At 68.5% G+C, this 20,119-nt stretch carries 14 protein-coding genes; 9 read left to right on the top strand and 5 right to left on the bottom strand.

Annotated features, from left to right (window positions below):
• Positions 1 to 101 precede the first annotated feature (101 nt).
• On the top strand, positions 102 to 1,580 hold the full coding sequence (locus OHS70_RS07995) for an MFS transporter (RefSeq protein WP_328405484.1): 1,479 nt from the start codon (positions 102 to 104) through the stop codon (positions 1,578 to 1,580).
• 81 nt (positions 1,581 to 1,661) lie between these two features.
• Here the strand turns inward: OHS70_RS07995 and OHS70_RS07990 are convergent, their stop codons facing one another.
• Positions 1,662 to 2,111: an SPW repeat protein gene (locus OHS70_RS07990; RefSeq protein ID WP_328395117.1), complete on the bottom strand. Its 450-nt coding sequence runs from the start codon at positions 2,109 to 2,111 to the stop codon at positions 1,662 to 1,664.
• 310 nt (positions 2,112 to 2,421) lie between these two features.
• On the opposite strand from OHS70_RS07990, the gene OHS70_RS07985 reads away from it, so the two are divergent.
• Together OHS70_RS07985 and OHS70_RS07980 are read left to right on the top strand one after the other, a co-directional pair.
• A complete protein-coding gene (locus tag OHS70_RS07985) occupies positions 2,422 to 3,999 on the top strand; it encodes a hypothetical protein (RefSeq protein ID WP_328395115.1) in 1,578 nt (525 codons plus the stop codon).
• A 737-nt stretch (positions 4,000 to 4,736) separates the two neighbouring features.
• Positions 4,737 to 5,162, top strand: a complete 426-nt coding sequence (locus tag OHS70_RS07980) for a hypothetical protein (protein ID WP_328395113.1) — start codon at positions 4,737 to 4,739, stop codon at positions 5,160 to 5,162.
• A 224-nt stretch (positions 5,163 to 5,386) separates the two neighbouring features.
• Here OHS70_RS07980 and OHS70_RS07970 read toward each other — a convergent pair whose 3' ends face one another.
• Both OHS70_RS07970 and OHS70_RS07965 read right to left on the bottom strand, forming a co-directional pair.
• Positions 5,387 to 6,916 carry a helix-turn-helix domain-containing protein gene (locus tag OHS70_RS07970; RefSeq protein WP_328395111.1) on the bottom strand — a complete coding sequence of 510 codons (1,530 nt, stop codon included), beginning with the start codon at positions 6,914 to 6,916 and terminating at the stop codon, positions 5,387 to 5,389.
• 50 nt (positions 6,917 to 6,966) lie between these two features.
• The gene (locus tag OHS70_RS07965) at positions 6,967 to 7,323 is read right to left on the bottom strand and encodes a VOC family protein (RefSeq protein ID WP_328395109.1); all 357 of its coding nucleotides are present in this window, start codon (positions 7,321 to 7,323) and stop codon (positions 6,967 to 6,969) included.
• Between the two features lie 492 nt (positions 7,324 to 7,815).
• On the opposite strand from OHS70_RS07965, the gene OHS70_RS07960 reads away from it, so the two are divergent.
• The 4 genes from OHS70_RS07960 to acnA all read left to right on the top strand — a co-directional run bounded on the left by OHS70_RS07960 (position 7,816) and on the right by acnA (position 12,817).
• Positions 7,816 to 8,826: a permease gene (locus OHS70_RS07960; RefSeq protein ID WP_328395107.1), complete on the top strand. Its 1,011-nt coding sequence runs from the start codon at positions 7,816 to 7,818 to the stop codon at positions 8,824 to 8,826.
• On the top strand, positions 8,823 to 9,557 hold the full coding sequence (locus OHS70_RS07955; protein ID WP_328395105.1) for a TIGR03943 family putative permease subunit: 735 nt from the start codon (positions 8,823 to 8,825) through the stop codon (positions 9,555 to 9,557). The genes OHS70_RS07960 and OHS70_RS07955 overlap by 4 nt, the downstream gene beginning before the upstream one ends.
• Before the next feature lie 73 nt (positions 9,558 to 9,630).
• Positions 9,631 to 9,852 carry a hypothetical protein gene (locus OHS70_RS07950; protein WP_328395103.1) on the top strand — a complete coding sequence of 74 codons (222 nt, stop codon included), beginning with the start codon at positions 9,631 to 9,633 and terminating at the stop codon, positions 9,850 to 9,852.
• A 250-nt stretch (positions 9,853 to 10,102) separates the two neighbouring features.
• Positions 10,103 to 12,817: an aconitate hydratase AcnA gene (acnA, locus tag OHS70_RS07945; protein ID WP_328395101.1), complete on the top strand. Its 2,715-nt coding sequence runs from the start codon at positions 10,103 to 10,105 to the stop codon at positions 12,815 to 12,817.
• A 106-nt stretch (positions 12,818 to 12,923) separates the two neighbouring features.
• Here the strand turns inward: acnA and OHS70_RS07940 are convergent, their stop codons facing one another.
• The gene (locus OHS70_RS07940; protein WP_328395099.1) at positions 12,924 to 13,685 is read right to left on the bottom strand and encodes a methyltransferase domain-containing protein; all 762 of its coding nucleotides are present in this window, start codon (positions 13,683 to 13,685) and stop codon (positions 12,924 to 12,926) included.
• 81 nt (positions 13,686 to 13,766) lie between these two features.
• On the opposite strand from OHS70_RS07940, the gene OHS70_RS07935 reads away from it, so the two are divergent.
• Positions 13,767 to 14,381, top strand: a complete 615-nt coding sequence (locus OHS70_RS07935) for a ketopantoate reductase family protein (RefSeq protein WP_328395097.1) — start codon at positions 13,767 to 13,769, stop codon at positions 14,379 to 14,381.
• Here OHS70_RS07935 and OHS70_RS07930 read toward each other — a convergent pair.
• Positions 14,338 to 18,177, bottom strand: coding sequence for a GH92 family glycosyl hydrolase (locus OHS70_RS07930; protein WP_328395095.1), 3,840 nt, complete (start codon positions 18,175 to 18,177; stop codon positions 14,338 to 14,340). The genes OHS70_RS07935 and OHS70_RS07930 overlap by 44 nt on opposite strands.
• A gap of 504 nt (positions 18,178 to 18,681) precedes the next feature.
• Here OHS70_RS07930 and ngcE point away from each other — a divergent pair.
• Positions 18,682 to 20,118 carry an N-acetylglucosamine/diacetylchitobiose ABC transporter substrate-binding protein gene (gene ngcE / locus OHS70_RS07925; protein WP_328395093.1) on the top strand — a complete coding sequence of 479 codons (1,437 nt, stop codon included), beginning with the start codon at positions 18,682 to 18,684 and terminating at the stop codon, positions 20,116 to 20,118.
• The last annotated feature ends 1 nt before the right edge of the window (position 20,119 follow it).

The following is a 20,119-nucleotide window of genomic DNA, read 5'->3' as shown; positions in this document are numbered from 1 at the left end:
CCGTCTCCTGACCCGCCACAAGGTCGCGATGCGCCATGACGAGCCCCAAGCCGACAGCCCCCGTGCAGACCGCCGCTCCGGACCAGGGCGGCGGACACGGGATCGCCCTTCTCGTCATCGCCTCCTGCCAGTTGATGGTGGTCCTCGACGCCACCATCGTGAACATCGCACTGCCGCACATCCAAAGCGCTTTGCACTTCTCCACCACCGGCCTGGCCTGGGTCGTCAGCGCCTACACGCTCACCTTCGGCGGTCTGCTCCTGCTCGGCGGCCGTGCCGGTGACATCCTCGGCAGACGGCGCGTGTTCATCTCCGGCGTGCTGCTCTTCGCCCTCGCCTCCCTGCTCGGCGGATTCGCGCAGGACTCCGGCCAGCTCCTGGCCGCGCGCGCCCTGCAGGGCGCCGGCGGCGCCATCGCCTCGCCGACCGCACTCGCGCTGATCACCACCACTTTCGCCGAAGGCCCCGGGCGAAACCGGGCGTTCGGTGTGTTCGCGGCCGTTTCCGCCGGAGGTGGCGCGATCGGTCTGCTGGTCGGGGGCATCCTCGTCGAATGGCTCGACTGGCGGTGGGTGCTGTTCGTCAACGTCCCCATCGGTGTGCTCATCGCGATCGTCACGCCTCGGGTCATCGGCGAGTCCGAGCGCCATTCCGGCCACTTCGATCTCGCCGGTGCGGTGACCTCCACACTCGGCATGGTCTCGCTGGTCTACGGATTCATCCGGGCCGCGCAGGAGGGCTGGCGCGACGGGCTCACCCTGGCTTCGTTCGGCGCGGCGGTCGTACTGCTCTCCCTCTTCTTCCAGATCGAGCGGCGCTCCACACAGCCGATCACGCCGCTGCACATGTTCGCCGACCGTAACCGCGCAGGCACCTACGGCATCATGCTCAGCCTCGCCGCCGCGCTTTTCGGCATGTTCTTCTTCCTCACGCTCTTCGTGCAGGACGTGCTCGGCTTCAGTCCGTTGCAGGCCGGCCTGGCCTTTCTGCCGGTCAGCGCCGTCATCGCGGTGGGTGCGGGCCTGGCCTCCCAACTGCTGCCCAGGTACGGTCCGAAGCCGTTCATGGTCACCGGCGCCGTGCTGGCCGCGGCCGGGCTGTCCTGGCTGACCCTCACCGACGTCCACTCGACATATCTGGGCAGCATTCTCGGCCCGATGCTCATCTTCAGCCTCGGCATGGGCATGGAGTTCGTCTCACTGACCCTGATGGCGGTCTCCGGGGTGGCGTCCCACGAGAGCGGCGCTGCCACCGGTCTGCTCAACACCACTCAGCAGGTGGGCGGTTCGCTCGGACTGTCCATCCTGGTCACGGTCTTCGGCACGGCCAGCCGCAACGAGGCGAAGGAGCAGGTACCGGCTTTCCTCGCGCAGGCGACCCCGGTCGAGCGACTGCACTTCCACCGCACCGGTCAGCTGCCGGCGCCGTGGAGCGACGAGGTGCTGACCTCGGGAGCCTCCGCGGCCTTCGTCATGGCCGCCGTCTTCACCGCCATCGCCGCGGTCATCGCGGTCGTCGCCATCCAGGTGAGGCCGTCCGACATCGAACGCCTCAAAGGCCGCGTCACCCCCGGTCCCTGACGAGGGCCCTGGACAGGGCGAAGGCCCCGCTTCCCCAGGGAAGTGGGGCCCTCGCGGAGCGCGAGGGATCAGCTGAGGGAATCAGCTCATGGGGCCGGGGGCGGTGCGCCTGCCCCCGCCGGTCCGTGCGCTCGTGGCCATGGCCAGGCCGCAGAGCAGTGCGACCAGGCCGACGATGATGTTGTTGACCACGGTGCCGGTCGTGGCGACATTGCCGGCGACGACCCATGGCGAAATGATCGTCCATACGCCTATGGCGCACGCGGCCCATGCCATCGCATGGGTGCGTTCGTATGCGGAACCGAAGCCGCCCATGCACAGGGCATAGGCGAGACCGGTGATCAGGTTGCACACGGCCAGGTTGGTCAGGTCGCTGAATCCGGCGATCCATGGCGAGGCCGCCAGGTAGAGCCCCGTCAGCAGGGCGAGGGTCTCAACGGCCTGGGCGCGAGGGGTGGTGGTCACCCGCTCGAAGCGGGTACGCATCTCGGCCAGGTCCGGGTGCTGGGAAATGTCTGCGTGGGTGGTCATGGTGGGCCGCCTCCCGTCAGCAGCCTTATCTGTCCTTTATGTCCATGGAACCCCCGTCCCGGCGGCCGGTCAATGGGCAGTCCCGGACCGGATCACCACCCGGACGCAGGCCCGCCGAGGCCCGTCCTCCCCGGGACCGGCGCCGTACGAAATCGATCGGGGTCCGCGGCGGTGAGGTCGAAGATCGCCGGTTCTCTACAACCATTCGCCGAGCCCACCCGTCGGACCAGGTATCCGAGAGTCAACTTCCAATGAACGGGACGGTGTTCAAGAGATGTCACCACGCAGTCGGCACCGGTGGTCCGCCGCCGTGACAGCGACCGCAGCTGCTCTTCTGGGCGCCGTACTCGTCGGCACTCCCGCCCACGCGGACCCGCAAGGCATCCTTGCCGCGCAGGACGGCCCCGTCCTGAACTTCACCGTCGTCCGGGACGAGATCGGCCTTCCCCAGCCTGCCGACCTGACCGACCCGCCGCAGATCAGCTGGGGCCTCGCGGGCGACCCTGACGGCGGCACCGCCGAAGACGTGGTCGTCAAGATCGACGTATCCGGCATCTCCTCCTTCACCGATGTCAGCGACCGTGACTGCAAGGCCGACGTGTGTGCCTGGCCCGCCAAGGACATCGCAGCGGACGGCTTCCACGGCGGGCTCCTCGAGATGAACGCCAAGCCGAACGCTCCGCTCGGTACGACGGGCAAGGCCCGGCTCTTCGCCACGTCCTCCAACGCGACCGTCGCCGACACCACAGTGACGGTGACCGTCGGCGCGGTGGGCCTGGTCGTCAACAGGATCCCCCAGACGGACACCGCAGAGCCCGGGGCCCCTCTCGACGCCCCGATCACGATCGCCAACACCGGATCGCTGACGGCTCTGGGGGTGGACCTGCGGCTCGCAGCCACCCAGGGCCTCGGCTTCGCGCAGCGGTTCTCCAACTGCACCTACGGCACGACCGACGACGTCGCCAGTGCGGCCGGGCAGACGCTGGACAGCGCGGTGTGCCACATCAGCACTCCGGTCGAACCGGGCAAGCGCTACCGGCTGTCCGCTCCGATGGTCCTCGACGTCAAGAAGACTGCGCTCTTCGAGTTCCTGGACTACACCGCGACGCCCACCGGCGCCGGCGTGCCGGCGACCGCGGACAAGGCGCGCGGCAGCGGGCCCGTGCTCTCGCTGGTGCCGGACGGCGGCGCGCCTCCGACGCCGGCGACGGATCATGCGCAGTGGATCATCAATGCGGTCAACGCCGCGGATTTCGCCGTCACCGGCGACACTGCCACCGCCGGCCCCGGCGACAGCGTCACGCTCACGGCGAAGGTCCGCAACAACGGTCCCGCATCCTTCAACCTCCTCACGTCCGACGACCACCCCGGGCTGCTGGTCGACATCCCGAAGGGCACCACCGCGGTGAAGATCCCGAAGGGCTGTGGACCCTGGACGGGAGGGGGAATGAGCGAACCCCGGCCGGGCGCCCCGCAGTACCTCTGCGCGATCGACTCGCCGTTCAATGCGGGCAAGGCCGTGACTCTTGAGTTCACGATGAAGGTCGGCAAGGACGCACCGGCCACGACCAGCGGTGATCTGCGCACCCTTTCCGTCAACGGTGGTGAGCTGAAGGTCGACACCAACAAGGCGAACAACAAGGCCCTGTTCACGGTGGATGTGAAGGCCTCCTCGGAGAGCACCGGCGGCTCGACCGGCGGGGACGGCAACCAGCCGGAGCCCCAGACCACAACGCCGTCCAACGCGTCCTCGGACAACGGGGGCGCCCTGGCCGAGACCGGCAACGGCGGCACACTGACGATCGCCTGGACAAGCGCGGCGGCGCTCGCCGCGGGAGGCCTGCTGACCGCCGCAGTCCGCCGACGCAGGACCCGCACCGGAGCCTGACCGCTCCTCTGCGGGGGTTGTGCGCTGCGCGGTACCGCGCGTTGACCGACCGCATCCTGGGCCGCCTCCCCCGAGGCGGCCCAGGAACGGTGCGAAGGCAGGTCCTCGAGCTGCGTTGCGTCAGACGCCGCGGAAATGACGAGGCAGGTTTCTGACCTCTACGCTCCTCAACGACAGCCCCTCCCACCTGCGGCGGGACTGTCGTTGACTGTTGTCGTCGGCCAGCCTTGAGCTACGTTCCACGGCCCCAGGACGGCCCGGGCCGGCCGTGCTGTGCAGTGGGCAGGCGCTTAGAAGGCACGCTGATCGACTATCGCACCTGTGACGTCACAGGGCCGCTTCTGCGTACTCGACCGCTTCCTGTCCACGGATAGTCCACGGGCGCTGATGCCTACCCGCGGGTGCCGGACCGGGGCTGCGGGGGTGGGGTCGGGCGGAGGCGGGTGCCTCGACGGGTGCCGGGATCTTGACCAGGGAGACCGTGGGCGGCAGTGGCCGGAACGGGGTCGGCTCGGCAGATCATGTGGTGCAAGTTCACCCTGGTGGACGGAGCGGGCCACCAGTACGCGTGCGCGCGTGACGCCGACGCGCCGGGCGCCGGTTCCCGGCCAAACGGTTTTTCGTTACATGAGGTGCCTTTGGTGATGGCTTGGACTTAACGGTGCATTTCGGATGTCAGCATCAACGAGTCCGACCCAGGCAGGCGCATCAGGCACCTGCCGTGAAAGGAGCACGGAATGCGCGTTTCCCGTTTTGCCGCCGCGCTGGGCGTCGCGGCCGCCGTCCTGCTGGGCGGCGCCACTGGCGCCAGCGCCGCCACCGCGCCTTCGGTGGTATCTCAAGCCACGTACGACCGTGGTCACGACCACCGTGGGGACCGTGACGGCCGCTGGGGCAACGACCGTGGGGACCGTGACGGCCGCTGGGGCAACGACCGTGGGGACCGTGACGGCCGCTGGGGCCACCACCGTGGGGACCGTGACGGCCGCTGGGGCCACCACCGTGGGGACCGTGACGGCCGCTGGGGCCACCACCGTGGGGACCGTGACGGCCGCTGGGGCCACCACCGTGGGGACCGTGACGGCCGCTGGGGCCACCACCGCGGGGACCACCGGCACCACCACGGTCACCACTGGGGTCACGACCGCTACGACCACCGCTGACCTCCTTTGGGGTGCCCTTTCGCTGTTGGGGAGGGCACCCCTTCCGCGTCCTCCGTATACCTTCGGCCGCATGACTGACGAGATCTTCGGACACCTGCGGCTGGCCGAGATCTACGATCCGCTCGATTCCGACCGCGGCGATCTGGATCCGCACATTGGTGTCGTCGGCCGACGGCCCCCAGACGGCCCAGGACGGAGAAAAGGCTTCCTGACCTGCGGCTACCTCAGATGTCGCGGAAGATCTCGATCTGCGCGCCCACCGAGTTCAGCCGCTCCGCAAGATCCTCGTAGCCCCGGTTGATCACGTACACATTGCGCAGCACCGACGTGCCCTCCGCCGCCATCATCGCCAGCAGGACCACCACCGCGGGGCGCAGTGCCGGCGGGCACATCATCTCGGCCGCGCGCCAGCGGGTCGGGCCCTCGACCAGGACGCGGTGCGGGTCCAGCAGTTGGAGACGGCCGCCGAGGCGGTTGAGGTCCGTCAGGTAGATCGCCCGGTTGTCGTAGACCCAGTCGTGGATCAGCGACTTGCCCTGGGCAACGGCCGCGATCGCCGCGAAGAACGGCACGTTGTCGATGTTGAGTCCGGGGAACGGCATCGGATGGATCTTGTCGATGGGCGCCTCCAGCTTGGAGGGCCGTACGGTCAGGTCCACCAGCCTCGTCCGGCCGTTGTCCGCCGCGTACTCGCCGGTGCGGTCGTGGTCGAGACCCATCTCCTCCAGCACCGCGAGCTCGATCTCCAGGAACTCGATCGGCACCCGGCGGATCGTCAGCTCCGACTCCGTGACGACCGCCGCGGCGATCAGGCTCATCGCCTCGACCGGGTCCTCGGAGGGCGAGTAGTCGACGTCCACGTCGATGTTCGGCACGCCGTGCACGGTGAGCGTCGTCGTCCCCACGCCCTCGATCCGCACGCCCAGGGCCTCCAGGAAGAAGCACAGGTCCTGGACCATGTAGTTGGAGGAGGCGTTGCGGATGACGGTTATGCCGTCGTGCCGTGCGGCGGCCAGCAGCGCGTTCTCGGTCACCGTGTCGCCGCGCTCGGTCAGCACGATCGGCCGGTCGGGGGAGGCGGTACGGTCCACCCGGGCGTGGTAGATGCCCTCGGTCGCGGTGATGTCCAGCCCGAAGCGGCGCAGCGCGATCATATGGGGCTCGATGGTCCGGGTCCCCAGGTCGCAACCGCCCGCGTACGGCAGCCGGAAGCTCTCCATCCGGTGCAGCAGCGGGCCGAGGAACATGATGATCGACCGGGTCCGGCGCGCGGCCGCGACGTCCATGGCGTTCATGTCCAGCTCGGCGGGCGGCACGATTTCCAGGTCCACGCCGTCGTTGATCCACCGGGTGCGCACACCGATGGAGTTGAGCACCTCGAGCAGCCGGTACACCTCTTCGATCCGGGCGACCCGGCGCAACACCGTGCGGCCTCTGTTCAGGAGCGAGCCGCACAGCAGGGCCACACACGCGTTCTTGCTCGTCTTGACGTCGATGGCACCGGACAGCCGGCGGCCGCCGACCACCCGCAGATGCATGGGGCCCGCGTAGCCGAGCGAGACGATTTCGCTGTCGAGCGCTTCACCGATGCGCGCGATCATCTCAAGGCTGATGTTCTGGTTGCCGCGCTCCACGCGATTGACCGCGCTCTGACTGGTACCGAGAGCGTCGGCGAGCTGCGTCTGTGTCATGCCACGATGCTGGCGAGCGTCACGGATGAGCTTGCCGATACGTACGAGGTAATCGTCGACCATGCGTCGGAGATTATCTCAGATATGAGATGGGCTCGCGTGGGGATAGGCCATCAGAGTGAAAGACCGTGCGCAGTGGCATGTCGCGGTTCGTAGAGCGGGAGTTCGGCCCCGCTCGGCATCCGTACCGAGGCCAGCACACCCCAGCCCTGGTCGCTCGGTGGACGCGAAATCTCCACATTCTGTTCGGCGAGTCGGGACAAAGTGCCCTCGAGGTCGTCGCACATCAGATAGAACTCGTGCTTCGTGTCGCCGGTCGTCGGGTGCACGGCGACCTCTGCCGGCGGCAGTTTGAAGATGAGCCAGCCGCCTCCGGCGTCGACGTGCGGGAACCCGAGCACGTCCTTGACGAACGCCCGGTCCGCGTCGGCGTCCGTGGTGTAAAGGATCACATGCGCGCCACTGAACATGCTTCGATGCTCGGCCCGCGCCGCTGTCACGGCAATCGCGGTGCCGTCGCACGCGCCGGGGCGGCTGCGCTCCGCTTGGGCATCCGGCGACGCTCCGCACCGGCCCCCGGAAGCGCAGAGCGATGCAGGCGCCGTCGCAGTGGCACACCGTGAGCCCGACCGCCAGGGCGACGACCGCACCTTCGGCCATACGGGTGTGTCCGGCCTCCTCCGGTGCCGTGGCCGGGCCGCCGGCGGATGCGGATGACCGCGGCTCAGTGGTTCGCTCCGGCGCCGCGGCTGTCAGCGGGAGCGGTGAGGCCGTCGTGAGCTCCGGCCCCGGAGCGAGCGCCGGCGGTGTGCGCACAGACCTGGCCGGGCACCCGCCGGCCTGTGCCGTCGTCGACGCACGGAACGCCCGCCGGAGGAATGAGCAACCGCGCCGGATCCGGCGTACTGAGGGTGGAGGCGAACCCAGCCATGAAGCCTCTCCGTACCGGAGGTACCTCACCCGTGACCACGACCGAAGCAGCCTCGACTCGCGGTGACGACCGTGAGGCGGACGCGGCGCACGGTTGGCAGTTCAACTCGTCCCTCGTGCTGACCATGGTGCTGGTCCTGGTGGTCGGGCTGCAGGGGCCGATCCGGCGGGCGTTGGCCGCGCCGGTCATGCAGAGCTGGATGACCGTGTTCGTCGCGGTGGTCGTCCAGGCATTGCCCTTCCTCGTCCTCGGCGTGCTGCTGTCGGCGATCATCGCGGTGTTCGTCCCGCCGTCGTTCTTCGCCCGCGCGCTACCGAGCCGGCCCTCCCTGGCGGTGCCGGTGGCCGGGATGGCCGGGGCGGTCCTGCCGGGCTGCGAGTGCGCTTCCGTGCCGGTGGCCGGGGCGCTTGTACGCCGGGGTGTCACCCCCGCCGCGGCGCTGGCGTTCCTGCTGTCCGCCCCGGCGATCAACCCGATCGTGCTGGCCGCCACCGCTGTTGCGTTTCCCGGCAACCCGCAGATGGTCCTCGCCCGGTTCGTGGCGAGTCTGCTCGTGGCGTGCGCGATGGGCTGGTTGTGGCAACGGCTGGGCCGCACCGACTGGATGCGCCCACCGGACCGTCCGTCGCTCGGCGGCCTCGGCAAGGGGGCGGCGTTCTGGGGATCGGTACGGCACGACGTGGTGCACGCCGGCGGCTTCCTTGTCGTCGGCGCGATGGCCGCGGCCACGCTCAAGACCGTGGTACCGGCCGGCTGGCTGCACGCCGCAGCCAATGATCCGCTGGTGTCGATCCTCGCCCTGGCCTTCCTCGCGGTGGTGTTGTCGATCTGTTCCGAGGCCGACGCGTTCGTGGCCGCCTCCCTGTCGCAGTTCTCCCTGACCGCCCGGCTGGCCTTCCTCGTCGTCGGACCGATGATCGACCTGAAACTGTTCGCCATGCAGGCCGCCACCTTCGGCCGGGGCTTCGCGCTGCGGTTCGCCCCCGCCACCTTCACCCTGGCCGTCCTGGTGTCGGCCCTTGTCGGGGCGGTCCTGCTGTGAACCGCCAGGCGCAAGCAGTCGTGTTGTTCCTCATCGGCGGGGCGGTGCTGCGCGCCGGCCTCACCGACCTCTACCTGCGCTACGTCAAGGCCGGGCTGCGCCCGTTGCTGCTCGTGGCCGGCGTGGTCCTGATCGTCGCCGCCATCGCCACGGTCTGGTACGAACTGCGACGGCCGCGCACGGACCACGAGAGCCGGCCCGAGCGTGAACTCCACGACGAGCACGGCCATGCCCACCGCGAACCACGGATCTCCTGGCTCCTCGTCCTGCCCCTGTTCGCCCTCATCCTGGTCGCCCCACCCGCACTGGGCTCCTACAGCGCCCTGCGCACCGGCACGGCCCTGCAAGAACCCCTGGCCTTCCCCGCCCTACCCGCCGACGACCCCCTCCGGCTCGGCGTCGTCGACTACGCGGGCCGCGCCGCTTACGACCACGGACACTCCCTCGGCGACCGGAGGATCAAGATCACCGGCTTCATCACCCTCGACCGCGGCGGCGCGCCCTACCTCACCCGCATGGTTCTCAACTGCTGTGCCGCCGACGCTCAGCCGGTCAAGGTCGGCCTGTCCGGAGAGGTTCCGCCCGTCCTGCAACCCGACACCTGGGTCGAAGTCACCGGCACGTACACCGGCAAACAGACCAAAGACCCCGTCAACGACGGCGTCATCCCCTTCATCGACATCAGCCGGGCCAGACCGGTCCCTGCCCCGGCCGACCAGTACGAAGACTGACGAGGCCGAGTGCGCCGTCGGATCCGTAGCGACTGCACCGGGTGGGGATCGCCCCACCTCTGGTCCCCTCGGCGTGCGCCGGCTTGCCTCGGCGATCCGGGATGCGCAGCAGGGCCGCGATGCCGGTCACGTAATTCTTGCGGACATCCGCGGCTCCACGCGGCTGGCTGCGGAGCCGGTCGACGCTCTGCGCCGACAGGCTGTGACCGACACGGCCGTCCCCGGGCCTGCCGGCTCCGCCGTGCTGACCGGCCATCGTGTCGAGCCGCTGATCTGCGACGACTTCGTCGGATGAGACAAACGCCCAGTCGCCTGCGTTCCAGGGGACGACGACTGGGTCGGATAAGAACGGACAGGGGGCGTCCGGGCATGACCCTGTAGCGGTCATGTACTAGAGTTATCTCGACATCGAGATATCTGCCGAAGGCGTACCGCAAGCCGCCACTCGGTAAGGGTTACCTAACTAAGCCTTACCTTAGCGGATCGGCGAGGAGCCGGGGCGGCAGCATTGAGGTAGTACGCGCACATTGATGAAGGAGACTGTCGTGTCGGCGAACAGCTTCGACGCCCGCAGCACGCTGCGCGTGGGCGACGAGTCTTACGAGATCTTCAAGCTGGACAAGGTCGAGGGCTCCGCGCGCCTCCCTTACAGCCTGAAGGTGCTGCTGGAGAACCTGCTCCGCACCGAGGACGGCGCGAACATCACCGCCGACCACATCCGGGCGCTCGGCAACTGGGACTCCCAGGCGCAGCCCAGCCAGGAGATCCAGTTCACGCCGGCCCGCGTGATCATGCAGGACTTCACCGGCGTTCCCTGTGTCGTGGACCTCGCCACCATGCGTGAGGCCGTGAAGGAGCTCGGCGGCGACCCGGCGAAGATCAACCCGCTGGCCCCGGCCGAGCTGGTCATCGACCACTCCGTCATTGCCGACAAGTTCGGCACCAACGACGCCTTCGCGCAGAACGTGGAGCTCGAGTACGGCCGCAACAAGGAGCGCTACCAGTTCCTGCGCTGGGGCCAGACCGCGTTCGACGAGTTCAAGGTCGTTCCGCCCGGCACCGGCATCGTCCACCAGGTGAACATCGAGCACCTGGCCCGCACCGTCATGGTCCGGGGTGGCCAGGCGTACCCCGACACCCTCGTCGGCACCGACTCCCACACCACCATGGTCAACGGCCTCGGTGTGCTCGGCTGGGGCGTCGGCGGCATCGAGGCCGAGGCCGCGATGCTCGGCCAGCCCGTCTCGATGCTCATCCCGCGCGTCGTCGGCTTCAAGCTCACCGGCGAGCTGCCCACCGGCACCACCGCCACCGACCTCGTCCTCACGATCACCGAGATGCTGCGCAAGCACGGCGTCGTCGGCAAGTTCGTCGAGTTCTACGGCGAGGGCGTCTCCGCCACCTCGCTCGCCAACCGCGCGACCATCGGCAACATGTCGCCGGAGTTCGGCTCCACCGCCGCGATCTTCCCGATCGACGGCGAGACCCTGAACTACCTGAAGCTGACCGGCCGCTCCGAGCAGCAGGTCGCGCTCGTCGAGGCGTACGCCAAGGAGCAGGGCCTCTGGCTCGACCCGGCGGCTGAGCCCGACTTCTCCGAGAAGCTCGAGCTGGACCTGTCCACGGTCGTCCCGTCGATCGCCGGCCCGAAGCGCCCGCAGGACCGCATCGTCCTCGCCAACGCCGCCGAGCAGTTCACGCAGGACGTGCGCAACTACGTCGACGAGGACGACGAGGCGGGCAAGGAGTCCTTCCCGGCCTCCGACGCCCCCGCCGAGCACAACGGCGTCCCGACCCGCCCGACGCTGGTCACCGCCCCCGACGGCTCGACCTACGAGATCGACCACGGCGCCGTCACCGTCGCCGCGATCACCTCCTGCACCAACACCTCGAACCCGTACGTCATGGTCGCCGCCGCGCTGGTGGCCAAGAAGGCGGTCGAGAAGGGCCTGACCCGCAAGCCGTGGGTCAAGACCACGCTCGCCCCGGGCTCCAAGGTCGTCACCGACTACTTCGACAAGGCGGGTCTGACCCCCTACCTCGACAAGGTCGGCTTCAACCTGGTCGGTTACGGCTGCACCACCTGCATCGGCAACTCCGGCCCGCTGCCGGAGGAGGTCTCCAAGGCCGTCAACGACCACGACCTGGCCGTCACCTCGGTGCTCTCCGGCAACCGCAACTTCGAGGGCCGGATCAACCCCGACGTCAAGATGAACTACCTGGCGTCCCCGCCGCTGGTCGTCGCGTACGCCATCGCGGGCTCCATGAAGGTGGACATCACCCGCGAGGCGCTCGGCATCGACACCGAGGGCAACCCGGTCTACCTGAAGGACATCTGGCCTTCCGAGGCCGAGGTCAACGACGTCGTGGCCAACGCCATCGGCGAGGACATGTTCAACAAGTCCTACCAGGACGTCTTCGCGGGCGACGCCCAGTGGCAGGCCCTGCCGATCCCGACCGGCAACACCTTCGAGTGGGACCCGCAGTCCACCTATGTGCGCAAGCCCCCGTACTTCGAGGGCATGACGATGGAGACCACCCCGGTCACCGACATCGCCGGTGCGCGCGTGCTCGCCAAGCTGGGCGACTCGGTCACCACCGACCACATCTCCCCGGCCGGTGCGATCAAGGCCGACACCCCGGCCGGCCAGTACCTCACCGAGCACGGTGTGGAGCGTCGTGACTTCAACAGCTACGGCTCGCGCCGAGGCAACCACGAGGTCATGATCCGCGGCACGTTCGCCAACATCCGCCTGCGCAACCAGATCGCGCCGGGCACCGAGGGCGGCTACACGCGCGACTTCACCCAGGCGGACGGCCCGGTCTCCTTCATCTACGACGCGTCGCAGAACTACCAGGCCGCCGGCACCCCGCTGGTGATCCTGGCGGGCAAGGAGTACGGCTCCGGCTCGTCCCGTGACTGGGCGGCCAAGGGCACCGCGCTCCTCGGCGTCAAGGCCGTCGTCGCCGAGTCGTACGAGCGCATCCACCGCTCGAACCTCATCGGCATGGGCGTCCTGCCGCTGCAGTTCCCGGAGGGCGCGTCCGCCGAGTCCCTCGGTCTGACCGGCGAGGAGACCTTCTCCATCACCGGTGTCACCGAGCTGAACGACGGCACCACGCCGCGTACGGTCAAGGTCGCCACCGACACCGGTGTGGAGTTCGACGCGGTCGTCCGCATCGACACCCCTGGTGAGGCGGACTACTACCGCAACGGCGGCATCATGCAGTACGTGCTGCGCAACCTGATCCGCGGCTGAGCGGTCGGGCAACCGGCAACAGGACGGGCCGCGCTCCTTCGAGGAGCGCGGCCCGTCCGCAGCTGTGCGGGTCGGCGACGAGGTCGCCGACCCGCACGTCTCGCGTTCATGTGCTCCTGAAGCGCATCGGCGCCGCCTGCCGCCGGATCGGCTCCGGGTTCGGCGGCGCGTAGGGCTTGGAGAAGAGGGCCAGCACCCCGGGGTGGACGGCGGTGAGTGGGATCTGGTCGTTCTCCGACGCAGCCTCGCGCAGCCGTTCGTCGGCGGCCAGCCGTTCGGTGCTGACGTAGAGGTAGGCGTTCTGCGCGTACCAGGGCTCGATCTCCGGGTCCGCCCACAGACGGCTGCGCAGGCAGTCGACGAGCTGGTGACCCTGCCGCTCGAACCGGGCCCGCCAGTAGGGCGGCCACTGCTCGTTGCGGTGGTCGCTGCCCGTCTGACCGGGGATGGCGGCGGAGAACAGCACGCACTCGGAGAGGGCGCACAGATTGGCGATGAAAGAGTCGGCGCGGTCGGCGTCGAGGTGCTCCGCCGCTTCCAGGGACATGGCGAGACCGAACCGGCTGCCGGGCCCGTCGGGGCGCAGTTCCTCGACGTCCAGGGGCTGCGAGAGGTCGTGGGACAGGAAGCTGTCGAACGGGATGTGCAAGGTCTCCTCGATGACCCACGGGCCGTCCACCCCGAGGACCGTGTCGGCTCCGAGCCGCAGTGCGGTGGCGAGCCAGGCGCCGGTACCGCAGCCGAGGTCGACAACGCTGGATGGCTGGACAAGATCGAGGACGACGGGGAGGACGCGTTCGGCGGAGCGCATCGAACCGTCCTGCTGACTTGCGTAGAACCATGCGCCGAAGGCGTCGTTTTGAGGCATGGCGGGAGAGTTTCACAGCGGGTGGCGCGGGCGGACGAGGCACGCACGGCCGCCGCCGAGGTCGGATAATCGCCTGGCCCGGTGGGCGGGCCGTGCGGACGGCCCTCGCATGACCTATGCGGCAGAGGCCGTTTCACGGCACAGATACCGGTCCCAGGTCCGGGCCTTGCGATATGGCCCGCCCCGTCGCAGTCGTACTGCGGTGAGCGGCCGGGGCCGCAGGCGCGGGACGTGATCGTACGGGCCAAGGCGGAGGGCGCCGCGCCTTGGCGGCCGCCGGCATTCCGTACGCGAGCGAGGCGGCCGGCCGCACCGCGCGACGGTGCGGTCGATGTCCCGGCCGTGGACGGCAGCCGTACGGGGGGCTCGACGTGGCAGAGCCTGGTCCGGGGCACGGGATCGATCGAGACCGACCATCTCAACGGGGAGATGGTGCTGCTCGGACGGCAGCAGGGGGTGCCCACCCCGGTGAACGAGGTGCTGCACAGCGCGCCGCGGGCGAGAGCGCACGCGAGCGGCGGGAGCCGGGGCGGCTCACCGCCGCGCAGCTCGCCGCGCGCGGACACCGGCGGGCCGGCCGTGGACAGCCGACACAGCGTGCGGGCGGGAGGGCCCGGTGCCATGGCCCTCCCGCCCGTCCTGTCCGGACCGCTCAGGAGATCAGTTCGATCTCCGCGAGCGTCGCCTCACCTGTGAACACGAGCCGGTAGCGCTGGTAAGAGCCGGGCCTGTCCACCGTGAAGACCCTGGTCTGCCGGTCCCAGGCGAACGACTCGCCCGAACGCCGGTCCAGGTCGGTCCACTCCTCGCCGTCGGCGGAACCCTGCAACACCCAGCCGGTCGGGGCCTTGTCCTTGGCCGACGAGGTGAGCGTGTACTGCACGGCCCGCGTCGCCTGCTTCAGCGGCAGTTCCACCGACCCGACCGGTGCGGAGGTGCCGGAGGAGTTGTCGAACAGCGCGCCGTCACCCGTGATCACGTCGTGCCGCGGCGTGGGCGCCTTGTCGTCCTGGGTGATGGAGACCGGTGCGGCGTTCTTCCCCGTGCCCCAGGCCGACGGCTTCGGCCCCATCGCGAACTCCAGCGTGCCGCCCTTGGCGATCCGGCTGTGCGGCAGCGCCGTGGACGTCCATGGCTTGCCGTCCACCTTCAGGCCCTGCACGTAGACGTTCTTCGCGCTGTTCTTCGGGGCCTTGACGACGAGGTCGCGGCCGTTCTCCAGGTGCACGGTCGCCTTGGTGAACAGGGGTGAACCGATCGCGTACTCGCCGCTGCCCATCACCAGCGGGTAGAAGCCGAGCGCGGAGAAGAGGTACCAGGCCGACTGCTCGCCGTTGTCCTCGTCACCGTGGTAACCCTGCCCGATCTCGCTGCCGGTGTAGAGGCGGGAGAGCACCTCGCGCACCTTCTGCTGCGTCTTCCACGGCTGCGAGGCCGCGTTGTACATGTAGGTGGCGTGATGGGCGACCTGGTTGGAGTGCCCGTACATACCCATCCGCACATCGCGCGCCTCGGTCATCTCATGGATGACGGAGCCGTACGAGCCGACGAACTCCGGGGAGGCCGTCTCGGGCGTGGAGAAGTAGGTGTCGAGCTTCTCGCCGAGACCGGAGCGGCCGCCGTACAGATTCGCCAGACCGCGGCTGTCCTGCGGAGCGGTGAAGGCGTATCCCCAGCCGTTGGTCTCGGTGTAGTCGTAGCCCCACACCCGCGGGTCGAACGCGCCGCTCTCGACCCGCCAGTCGCCCTTGAGGTTGCGGCCCTGGAAGAAGCCGGCCTTCGTGTCGAAGAGGGTGACGTAGTTACGGGCCCGCTCGAGGAAGTACCGCGACTCCTCCTTGTAGCGGTCCTTCCCGGTCTTCGCGTAGAGCGCCTGGCCCATCTTCGCCAGCCCGTAGTCGTTGAGGTAACCCTCCAGCGACCAGGACAGACCCTCGTGCGTCTCGGTGGAGGCGTAGCCGAGGAACGGAGAGGTCTCCATGCCCTTGCGGCCGACGCCCGGGGACGGGGGCACCACGGTCGCGTTCTTCAGCGCCGCCTCGTATGCCGCCTCGGCGTCGAACTTCACGCCCTTGACATAGGCGTCGGCGAAGGCCACGTCCGAGCTGGTACCGGTCATCAGATCGGCATAGCCGGGCGAGGACCAGCGCGAGATCCAGCCGCCGTCCTTGTACTGCTGGACGAAGCCGTCCACCAGCTCGCCCGCCTTCTTCGGAGTGAGGAAGGAGTACGCGGGCCAGGTCGTGCGGTACGTGTCCCAGAAGCCGTTGTTGACGTACACCTTGCCGTCGACGATCTTCGCGCCGGTACGGGTCGGAGTGTCGGGACCGGTCATCGGCGAGAACGGGCTCGCGTACTGGTGCTTCGGGCTTGCCTTGGTGCCGGTGTTCTCGAAGCCGGAGTTCGGGTACAGGTACAGCCGGTACAGGCTGGAGTAGAGCGTGGTGAGCTGGTCGCGGGTCGCGCCCTCGACCTCCACCTTGCCCAGCAGACCGTCCCAGGCCTCCTGCGCCTTGCCGCGCACCCGCTCGAAGCGGGTGCCCGCCGGGATCTCGTCGGCCAGGTTCTTCTTCGCCTGGTCGACGCTGATGAGCGAGGTGGCGATACGCAGATTGACGGTGCGGTCCTCGCCTGCGTCGAAGCGGAGCCGGCCGGTGACGCCTTCGGACGCCGAGTCGGTCACCGGCGCGTCGAAGACGCCGTACACGAACAGCCGGGTGGCGCCCGTGGACAGACCGCTCTTGACGTCCGAGAAGGCGGTGAAGGAGCGGGTGTCCGGGTCGAGGGTGAGCCCGGCCTCCTTCGTGACGTTGTCGAGGATGACGCTCGCGTCGCCCGCGGGATAGGTGAAGCGCATCATCGCCGCGTGGTCGGCCGGAGCCATCTCGGCCTTGACCCCGTTCTCGAACGTCACGCCGTAGTAGTGCGGGCGGGCCGTCTCGTTCTCGTGACGGAAGGGCAGGGCCCGGGCCGTGCGCGAGGTGTCCGGAGTGCCGGCCGCCGCCGACGGCATCACCTGGAAGGTCTGCCGGTCGCCCATCCACGGGCTCGGCTCATGGCTGGTGCTGAAGGCCTGCACGGCCGGCAGATTGTCCGCGTTGTTGCCGCGGGAGTACTCGTACAGCCAGCTGCGTGACCCGGCATTGGTCACCGGCGTCCAGAAGTTGAAGCCGTGCGGGACGGCGGTGGCGGGGAAGTTGTTGCCGCGGGAGAACGAGCCGCTGGAGTTGGTGCCACGGGTCGTCGAGGCGTAGTCCGAGAGGTGGGCGAGCCGCTTCTCGGGAGCCTTGGGCGCGAGGGTGATGTCGTCGACCCAGCCCTGGAACTTCGCCGGGCCCTTGGGGGAGTCGTACGCCACCAGCACCCGGTCGACGGTCTTGCCGGCCGCGACCGTGCCGATGCCGGCCGCGACGCTGTTCCACTGATTGACGTACAACCGCTTCGCGGCGCCCTGTCCGGTGGGGGTCAGCAGGCCGCCGTGCGAGTCGACCGCGCGAAGATCACTCAGATAGGTGCCGTCGGTGAAGGCGAGGTCCACCGACACGTTGGTGGCCGGGTAGTTCAGATCGGTTTCGGCCATTGAGGGGAAGATCTTGTACGACAGTTCGGTGTCACGGCGCACCGTGACATCGATGTCGAAGATCTTGTTGTACGAATATGCCCGGCCGTCGGCCTTGTGCGTGCCGGCGTACTTCAGCGCCCGCGTGCCGGTGAACCCGGCATTGGCCTTGGCGGTGGGGGAGCCGCCGGGGCCGCGGTCGACCTGGCTGCGCATGTCGTCGGGGACCGGGGTGCTGGTGTCGCCGTTGGAGAACTGGACGTCGGCCAACTGGGTGGCGTCGGACGCCCCGTTGTTCCTGGTGATCTCCAGCCGGTAGTGCCCGTACGCCTGCACCTCGGACGGAGCGCCGATGTCGAAGGTCCTGGTCTGGAAGCGCTCGGCGAATGTCTCGCCGGTGCGCGAGTCCAGCACCACCCACTCCTTGCCGTCGACCGAGCCCTTGAGCGTCCAGTCCCTGGGGTCGCGGGAGGCGAAGTCATTGGCGGACGTGAGGGCGTAGGTGGCCACCTTGACCGGTGCGTCGGTGTCGAACTCGATCCAGGCGGTGGGCCGGAACCCCAGCCATTTGCTGCTCGGCAGCAGATCGACGAGGTTCTCCTTCGTCTCGCCCCCGCCGGCGTTCTCGTCGCTGGCGCGCAGTTCGGTCACCCTGTCGGTGACATTGCCCGGTATTCCGCTGGAGAAGCCGCCATCGACACCCGACGACCGCTTCCTGCCGTCGGTGCCGACATCAACGGTATTGCGCCAGTCCGGCTGGGGTTCGTCCGATTCGAAGGATGACCTGAATTCCAGGCCGGCGACCGGGGATTGTCCGGACTGCGGGGGCAGTGCGACAGCGGCCGAGGGGGTCGTCAACACGAGCAGAGAAGCGGTCACCGCCAGGGTGACCGCGTGAAAGTTTCTCCGCCGGGCTCTGGTTCTGGGCTGCATCCCGGTCTTTCCTCCAGGGGAAGGTCGCCATGGACAACGTTGTCATCGCTGAAGTGCAGCCACCAGTACGGGGGCAAGTGACATACGGTGTCAAGAGTGTTGACGGAGCGAGGCGGTCCGTTTCGGCCCATCCGCGAAGAATGCTGTGGTCATAAGGGTGCGCAAAGTGCTCATGTATCCGCGAGGTCTCAACTCGGGAAAGACTGCCGTCCAACCTTGTTTTCGATCTTGCCCAGTTGACGTGAAGTGGACTATACCTGTCGGCGTCCGGATAGCTGTTCCAACTGGCAAGGGCACTGGGGGCGACGGGCGTGCGCAGCGTGCGCATCGCCGATCGCGCCAGACTCCGTTGCCCGCCGGCAGCCGTGCACGACCCGAGCTTCACTGAGTTTCCCCCCGGGAATACACAGCAACTGACCGCGGTGGCGGGGCCCTTCGCCTGAGGCGACCAAGAACGGGCGACCGGTACACCGCCTGAGTCCTGGAGAAGGCGAGGACTTGAGCATGGGATCCACCTCCGCCCACGACAACAGTGAGGGTTTCGGCCGCCGAGACCTGATCAAGCGGTCCGCCGCACTCGGCCTGATCGCCGTGCCGACGATGAGTTTCCTGTCCGCCTGCGCCAGCAGCAGCGGTGACGACCAGTCCAAGCAGAAGGGTGAGGTGACGAAGGACAACCCGTTCGGCGTTGCCAAGGGCGGCACTCTTGACGTCGTCATCTTCAAGGGCGGCTTCGGCGACCAGTACGCGATCGAGTGGGAGAAGAAGTACAAGACGGCCTGGGGCGGCAAGATCTCCCACCTGGGCACCCAGGAGATCACCGGCAAGCTCCAGCCCCGCTTCGTCGGCGGCAACCCCCCGGACGTCATCGACAACTCCGGCGCCCAGCAGATCAAGCTCGACACCCTCTACAAGGACGGCCAGCTCGCCAGCCTCGAGGAGCTGCTCGACGCCCCGTCCTTCGACGACCCGTCGAAGAAGGTCCGGGACATCCTCATCCCCGGCACCGCCGAAAAGGGCAACTTCGACGAGAAGATGTACTCGCTGAACTACATCTACACCGTCTGGGGTGTGTGGTACTCGGGCAAGCTCTTCAAGGACAAGGGCTGGGAGGTGCCGAAGACCTGGGACGCCTTCCTCACCATCATGAAGGAGGCCAAGAAGGACGGTGTCGGTGGCCTCGCCCACCAGGGCAAGCACCCGTACTACATCAACGTCATGATCATGGACCTGATCGCCAAGACCGGCGGTCTGGACGCGATGAAGGCGATCGACAACCTCGACCCGAAGGCCTTCGTGGGCAGCGACTCGGCGCAGGCTTCCATCGAGGCGATCTACGAGATCGTCGACAAGGGCCTGCTGCTCCCGGGCACCAACTCGCTCGACCACATCGAGTCGCAGACCGCCTGGAACAAGGGCAAGGCCGTCTTCATCCCCTCGGGCTCCTGGCTGGAGAACGAGCAGCTGAAGCAGACGCCCGCGGACTTCGACATGAAGTTCCTGCCGATGCCGCTGGTGCCCGACAGCAAGCTGCCCTTCGAGGCGATCCGGGCCGGCGCCGGTGAGCCGTTCATCGTCCCCGAGAAGGCGAAGAACAAGGCGGGCGGTCTCGAATTCCTCCGCCGGATGCTGTCCAAGGAGTGGTCGACGATCTTCGCCCAGCAGGCGAACTCGCTGACCATCGTCAAGGACGGCGTGGACACCTCGGTCCAGCTGCGGCCCGGTACCAAGTCCGCCGTCGACGCGGTCGCGGCGGCCGGTGAGAACACCTTCGACTACTACTACGTCAACTGGTACAGCGAGATGGACGAGACCATCCGCAACGCGTCCGCCGAGCTGATGGCCAAGCGCATCCAGCCGAAGGAATGGCTCAAGCGGGCCCAGGCGGCGGTCGACAAGGCCGCCAAGGACCCGGCCAGCAAGAACAACAAGCGTCCGTAGG

Origin of the sequence: Streptomyces sp. NBC_00390, assembly GCF_036057275.1 — a bacterium.
In the GTDB taxonomy this organism is placed as follows: Bacteria; Actinomycetota; Actinomycetes; order Streptomycetales; family Streptomycetaceae; genus Streptomyces.
The sequence above is the reverse complement of the archived record's forward strand: the minus strand, read 5'-3'. Positions and strand labels throughout refer to the sequence as shown.